The 6,878-nt window shown below is 42.4% G+C and carries 5 protein-coding genes; all 5 read right to left on the minus strand.

Annotation, left to right across the window (positions count from 1 at the left end; translation table 11 throughout):
• Positions 1 to 41: 41 nt before the first annotated feature.
• Complete coding sequence (locus ALMA_RS07765) at positions 42 to 3,407, minus strand: DEAD/DEAH box helicase family protein (protein WP_094727235.1); 3,366 nt, start codon at positions 3,405 to 3,407, stop codon at positions 42 to 44.
• Position 3,408: 1 nt separating this feature from the next.
• Positions 3,409 to 5,385 carry an Eco57I restriction-modification methylase domain-containing protein gene (locus ALMA_RS07770; RefSeq protein ID WP_094727237.1) on the minus strand — a complete coding sequence of 659 codons (1,977 nt, stop codon included), beginning with the start codon at positions 5,383 to 5,385 and terminating at the stop codon, positions 3,409 to 3,411.
• Between the two features lie 294 nt (positions 5,386 to 5,679).
• A complete protein-coding gene (locus ALMA_RS08215; protein ID WP_211278351.1) occupies positions 5,680 to 5,922 on the minus strand; it encodes a hypothetical protein in 243 nt (80 codons plus the stop codon).
• A 230-nt stretch (positions 5,923 to 6,152) separates the two neighbouring features.
• Complete coding sequence (locus ALMA_RS08405; protein ID WP_094727239.1) at positions 6,153 to 6,332, minus strand: DUF1829 domain-containing protein; 180 nt, start codon at positions 6,330 to 6,332, stop codon at positions 6,153 to 6,155.
• A gap of 47 nt (positions 6,333 to 6,379) precedes the next feature.
• On the minus strand, positions 6,380 to 6,878 hold a 499-nt coding region (locus tag ALMA_RS07785), incomplete at its 5' end, for an integrase core domain-containing protein (RefSeq protein ID WP_148140296.1).

A 6,878-nucleotide genomic window follows, 5' to 3' on the forward strand; every position in this document is an offset into this window, starting at 1 on the left:
CCCACAAGTGGCACAATAAATCTCTCCAAGCGAAAACGGCTTTACAGCTCGAAGACTTCCTTCAGTTTCTCCTCCATATTCCCCTCCTTAGCGAGCTCTAAAGTATCGCAAAGTCGGATGTTATCCTTCTCTACGCGGATATCCTCACTAAATCCGAGGATATAGCGTCTGCAGATATCATAAATAATCTGTGTAGGAGCACATCCGAAGACCTGCTTAGCAAAGATATGGTTCAGTCTCTCTACATCGTCAGGGAAAATTTCTTTCATCTTTTCACTACGGTATAGACGAGTAACTATCTGCGAGATATACATGCCTGACTTCATGTACAAATCAGCAAATGTCTTATCAGGATTGTCGAAGCATCCTGGATTTTCCTGCTCAAGACGATCCACCATATCTATAACTACCTTTTTAGGAGTAAAGATCTGATTCGTCTTCTGATGTGGAATATAGTCGAAGATATCACTCTTCTGAGATTCATCAAAGTAGTTCGCCAAAGCATGCCGCTTCGTAAGGAATTCCTGCACAGAATCATTAAAAACTACTTCATCAAAGAGATGCCCATCAAAATGTTTGAGGTTATTCTCTTCATCATAGTAATCATATCCATCACGCATTTGGCGGAAACGTTCTACAGAGATAGACGTAACATCCTGGAAGGTTTGTGGATCGATTATTTCATCAAAGTTAGCCAGCGAGGTTTCCTCTGTCCCATATGCCATAAGGAACGCTGGAATAGTACGTGTAAAACCACGTAAGTGGTCACGTATATCTTTCTCTATGCTTTCCTTCTGTTTCGTGCGACGTTCTGTCTCGACGGTTTTCGCTACGGTCTGGCCTATGGCATCGATGGTATTAGAACTGGTTAACTCTTCATGAATCTCGTTAAGCATCTCCTTCCGAGCTTCAGATTTTTTCTGATCATACTCATCACTAATCTGAGTTATTTCTTCCATGGAAGCATTCGCAGACTGGGCTTCATAAAGCTTAGCCTGCTTCTCCTGTTCGAGTTTATTTCTCGTTATAGTGTACTGTCCATGTTTACTCTGAACTATCCGATTAGTAACTCTTTTAATACCTTGATCGACCTGTCGAATCGCATTATTAGAGAGCTCATTCCCATAATGCTTTTTCGTCGCATTCAGATATTCCTTTGCCTGCGGGGCAGCAAATGCCTGAGATATCCGACGCATATCATCTATAGCTGATTCATTCTCTTTCTCCGCTTGTGAAAGCTTCTCCTTTATATTATCCTTGAAGGCATCATCTATGTCACGATAAATATGATCACCGAATATATCACGTTGAAGGCCGATAGCTACACTTTCTGAAATATCTACTTCCCCATGACTGTTCAGATGAAGACTCTCACTAGTCTGGCTATCTATATGAACAGGTGTTAGCTTCTTCGGTTCTTCTATAGCCTCCAGCTGAGATAATGAGTCTACGAGATCCTGGGGAGCCCCAAAAATAGCAGAAATATTCGAGAATAGGAAGTTCGACATGAATCCACGGTCTACCACTTCCCGCGCATGAATACGACGCGGTATACTTAGCACAGATTCCGGATCCAGCTCTACCATCACTCCTTCGGAGTCTTCGCCATATACAGGGAAAAAGTTCAGGAGTTCCTGGATACGCTGCTTCCTATCATGTGTGCTATCACCATGCGAAGAAGATGGAATCAAATCATTAGCATACTTTTCCACTATGTTCAGCGTGCGTGCTGGATCGAAATCGAAGATATATGCATTTTCTTTTCGCAGCGCCCCCTGTGGGGTCTCAAAAAGACATGGATTCTGAGCTCTAAAAGCAGCTTGCATATACAGTGCAGGACTTGACATATTTGAAAGCATAAGCACAGCCGTCCACTCGGGTATGGTGACCCCTGTAGTTAGCTGACCTACAGATAGGGTGATAGTCTTATCATTCTCCTGTATAGCTTTCTTCACACGGTTAAAAGCATCTTCAGTTACGCTCGCATCGTCCTCATCGCGCTTGCCATCTCCCGCAGCGAGAACTATAGCGTAATCTTTAAAGACTGGATGCATTTCAAGCTTTTTAGCCAGTGCTTTTGCACTGGCTACCCTATTAAGCAGCCAGAAAGTATGCTTTAGCTCATCGCGAAGCTCAGGCGTGGAGAATGGGAACTTCTCCTGCTGTGTAAGAGCATCAAGGAACCTATTCACGTCCTTATCATGAACAAACTTCCCCGACTCATTCGTAGCAAAGAACTCATTGAGATCAAAAGCATACTCTTCTATATCATTATCTGCGAGCTGAATACCCTGAGACAGTTTATCTCGCACTATTTCAGACATCTGATATGTAAAGAGGTTTAGCTGCGGGAGGTTTGTATAAGGGTTCTCCTCTTCCAAGGAATTATCCCAATTCCGCTTCGCCTTCTGCTCATCAGCATATGTCCAGTTAAAAATGGCTTCATCGGCAAATTTATCATTAGCAAGAGCCTTAAATGGCGTACCCGAAAGATGCAAAGTGTACTTACGCTCTATATTTTCGAAAGCTACATCCGTCTTATACGTGTCCACGCCTTCATGCGCTTCGTCGATGACAAGTATATCCCACTTCGTTTTTCGAACTTCCTGTAACTTTTCTATGTAGCCACCAAATTCTATAGACCCCTTGAGATCCTGCAAGCTCACAAATTCGATGCAACCAGAATACCTGCCATCCGCATTATTCTTAATCAGAAACTGAGTATAGTCTTTGCGGCTATACACATATTTCTTCCCTTCAAGACTCGCTATCTCACTAACGAATAGATAACCTGATGTCGGCCCTAAGAACGTTTCATAGTCGGAATACCATGAGTTAGCTATAGCAGGTCGATTCGTTACAACGAGAACATTCTTCGCTTTAATACGTTTACATAGATCGTACGTAGCAAGAGTCTTACCGAAACGAGGCTTAGCATTCCAAAGGAACTCGCTCTTCTGATGGGATTCAAAATAGCGAGCTGCATGCGAAACTGCACTCTTCTGCTCGTACCGCAACTTGTAGGGAAGACTCGTATACTCTTCTTTATCTAGCTCTATTTCACCGTGATTCTCTGTAAAATCACGGTAGTCACTCTTCGCCTGATCTGGATCTATCTCAAACCACTCAGTACCCTCACGACGCTTCACCCCGAGTTTTTTAAGATATTTATGGAAGTCTTTATCTGTAAACATATCCATAGGATCCGTCACGAAGCTAGCAAGCATATGCCACTTAATTACAGGATTAAGACCAGCAGTATGCGTTTGCTCTTTAATACGCGTCTCTACATCCCGCTCTGTATATCCTATCTTCGTATATCCAGCATGCTCAGGAACGGTAGGAAGAACATAGGCATAGCACTGCGGCTGTACCTTCTTAACGGAGTTAACATTAATACGTACCATTTTATGCCATCTCCTTCACGTGAGACTCGATAAAATCAATCTCTGAATCATCTAGGCCATACTTTGCGTATAGCTGTTGATCGATTTCTGCAATTGATGCTTTCCAATCAATATCAGAATCATTGCTATAGTTTTGCAGTGGAACATACTTCCACTTTTCAGCAGTGTTATCCTGAGTTACCTTCAATACCCCAAGTAAGACACGTGCAAACTTAGTTTTGATATATAACAGCAGATTATTTGCTTCCTCCTCAGTATCAAACGATCCTACAGTAAGGAAAGTTTCAGTATGCCCTATAAGGGGCTGCCCTATAAGGGGCGTAGACAACACTTCACCTAAAGCACCAGATCCATTAGCTTTCGGTACGAACACGTTATATTTATAAAAGCTATCAGGAACTTTTACGTAATCACGTATAGCAAATCTACGAGTTCGCTTGTTTCCTTGTAACCCCACAAACTCTACATATTCATTACCATCATCTCTAGGTTTATCAAAGAACACGATATCCTTAAGCTTTTGGAAAGCATTACCTCCTACATCTGCCTTGTGCCCTTTTGACTGTATCTTTTCAATTTCTGGATGTTCTTTGAGAGCCAAATCTGAAATCCTATAAACTCCACGTCCGAGTACGATATTGTCAAGGAACTCACTAGTACTAGGTACTACTTTATCTACTATCGACGTAAGCTCTCTAAAAGGTACAAATACCTTTATTGGTTTCCCCTCATTTAGAGAGTCTCTGTACGATATTGCTATTCCGCCCTTAATATCTGTATTAGGGAAGATCTGCGACCCATCCGCCGTATATTCAAGAATCTTAAAATGCTTGTCATTAAGCATCTTTTTATTCCATACTTTTGGCGTGCTACCCGCATTGAATAAGAATCGAGCTGGATGAATGAGCTCCACTTTTTCAGCAAGATTAAATGCAGAATCCATGAATTCGTTATATACAGGCTTCGCAAACTTACCGTTGTCTCCTGAATTACCAAAATCTTCATTGTATGGTGGATTGCCAACTATAAAGTCGAATAACTTGTTTCCCACTTTTCTCTCCTTTAGGTTTATAAAAGGTGTGGAGTTGCCTCTTCTCCAGTTTTGTATCCTGCTATAATGCGTTTCTTTCAGATCATTCTCAAAAAGAGACCCCTGAACTGCACCATCAAATATTGGGTCACTATGCAACTTTCCCATCGGAACAGTGCAAGCTAGACCATCCATCTGCCAGAAGTTCCAAGAAATCACTCGGCATAAAAACGTCATAGTTTTCTGATCTGGATCTTTTCCCCATCGCTCTAAATAGTAATCAGTAAACGTCAGCAGCGCATTGATACGCGCTATCAGTAAGTTATCTCCTTGATATTCGTACCCATAGCAGGATTCAAAGGCACGGTAGACCCATTTCAGCCATTCATCATAGTTTTCAGCATTCTCATTTACTATGCGTAATTTGCGATCTAGAATACCTATACGATAAATGGTCTGTTCTATAAACTCGCCGGTAGACACATCATACCGAGATATGAGATAAGGCGCTTCCCCACAGGTTATCTCTAGCCTGCGTGAATCTACGTAATCTTTCCAGGTCTTCCCTTCTGGGAAATCTATACGCCCTTCCACGGGAATCCATGTATGGTCTTCTTGTACGATGTTGAAAACATCTTTACGTCCGAACCAGTCTTCATCGAGATAGTTATTCATCTCATTACAGATCCACGACGGAGTGAAAACTTCTGCTTTCTTACGCGTACGTTCTTGCTGATCTTCGGCTGATTTCTCCATACGCGGCTTAATCCTATCAGTATGTTTAAGTAAAGTCCGCGCGGTAATAAAATCTTTATCTAGATACCCATCTCCAAAGTCGCTATATGTTTCTGTGGCCCATATGATATTCTTACGCGTCGTACGGTCGAAAAGCAGATCCTCCAGTAATCCCGCGATAGGCTCTTGAGTAATGTCTATCAGCTTATCCATTGGAGGACACCATCCTTTCGTGCTTTAATGTATAACTCTCCACGTCATACATAGAATTAACATCTAGAATACTGCCCGCAGAGTACAGAAAAGAGAGAACGAAAACAAACCGTGTCGTGCACATAGAAAGACAAAATATCTACATATCTGAATACACAGCAGCTTTAAAGTAAAAGAATACTAGATCTGCTTCCTTACACTACGAGACCCAGGAAAACCATCCTAGTCCCGAATCACAATTCTGTCTTCATTTTCTAGAGTATATAACACGATAATTATCTTCCGAAGATGGTATTACTCCTTCTTTCCCTCATTTTCTAATAACTCATAGAGTTTTAACTTTAGTGCTTGAGTAATCGGGTAGCCCGAAATTTTCTTCTTAATGTTTTCCTGAGATTCACCTTTGTTAATCAATTCCCGTATAAGAGCTTCTGCTACTACATCAGCACCATGCTCAGCCAGTACTTGCGATAAGAGACCGATGAGCCCCAATGTAACTAGCCCACCTATCATTCCTGCTGGCCCCAGTGCAGCCAAAGTAGCAGTAAAAGCTGCCGCTCCAGCGAGTCCAGCCGCGACTGCAGATCCATACGCTACTACGAAGACAATGCAGGCACGCCTACAGCTGCTAGCTTAGGAACAACATTATCTAAACCGAGTTTATCCATACTTCTTCCTCACATCTTCCTTTTCATGCTAAACGTATCGCATTCCTAGTCTGAAGATTTACCGATACCACGTTTTTAGTAGACACCGTTTTGTAAATCCTAAGCAGCGAGTCGCGCACTAAGTCGAGAAATATCACTCACAGGAATGACATCTACGCCATATTTTTCATACGCATTCACTATGCTCACATTAGCAGAGCTCTCACTATCATTTGCAATGATAATAAGTTCACTTGAAGAACGAAGACGATCTTTACTCGTATCTTCCCAAGCCCACAAATGAGCAGCATGATGTGGACTGGTTTTGGTTCCGCTGTGGGGCTGGTTTAGTTCCTTTTTTCTAGTATACTAGTTTCTTCTTTTTCTTGTTGGTTGTGGTAGTATTCTTTTTCTACTTGGGCTGGGGTTTTGTAATCGAGTGCTTGATGAAGACGCCGATTGTTATACCAGTCCACCCATTGAAAAGTCGCAAACTCGAGCTCTTCAACAGTCTCGAAAGGCTCATGCCGGTAGACTAGTTCTGTTTTGTATGCATTATTTGTCCTTTCTGCTAGAGCATTATCATACGAATCTCCTACACTCCCAGTCGACGGTAAAAGACCGTAATCTTCAACCCGCTGACTATAGACACGGCTAATGTATTGAACCCCGTGATCAGAATGATGAATAAGCCCCTGTGTCGTATCCCTTATCGAGGCCCACACGAGTGCCTCGTTCAAAGCAGGAAGGGCTATATCCTCAGTTTTCAGACTCGTCGCGCACGTCCAGCCAACTATTCGACGCGAGTACGCGTCAGTAATAAACGCTGTATACGCAAACCCTCCC

Source organism: Alloscardovia macacae (genome assembly GCF_002259705.1).
Classification (GTDB): Bacteria; Actinomycetota; Actinomycetes; order Actinomycetales; family Bifidobacteriaceae; genus Alloscardovia; species Alloscardovia macacae.